This window comes from Ruegeria sp. AD2(2025) (genome assembly GCF_056542385.1).
On sequence record NZ_JBQFZS010000048.1, the window covers coordinates 1 to 502 of the forward strand.

Annotated in this window: 1 protein-coding gene; it reads left to right on the plus strand. The window is 65.7% G+C overall.

Features of this window, described 5'->3' with window-relative positions; translation table 11 throughout:
- Positions 1-502, plus strand: a 502-nt coding sequence (locus tag ACR1XV_RS21460; protein ID WP_480535067.1) for a condensation domain-containing protein, incomplete at both ends; no start/stop codon positions are given.

A 502-nucleotide genomic window follows, 5' to 3' on the forward strand; every position in this document is an offset into this window, starting at 1 on the left:
GGCGGCGCTGGCGGCGCTGCTGACGCGGTTGGGCGCGGGCGAGGACATTCCGCTGGGCAGCCCGATCGCGGGGCGCTCGGACGAACGGCTTTACGATCTGGTGGGGCTTTTTCTGAATGCGCTGGTACTGCGCGTGGACACCTCGGGCAATCCGCGCTTCGATCAGCTGGTCTCGCGGGTGGTCGACCGCTGTCTGGCCGGATTCGACAATGCCGAGGTGCCCTTCGAACGCGTGGTCGAGGCCGTCAATCCGGTGCGCTCCGGCGCGCGTCACCCGCTGTTTCAGGTCATGCAGGTGTTGCAGAACAATCCCGAGGCCGCATTCGATTTCGCTGGCGCCGAGGTTCGGGTGCGGGGCTCGCACACCCGGATGGCGAAATTTGATCTGTCCTTCGATATTTACGAAAAGACCGGCCCCGACGGCGCCCCCGCCGGCCTGCACGGCTATCTGGAATACGCGTCCGACCTATTCGACGCGACCACGGCCGAGACTATCGCTGAC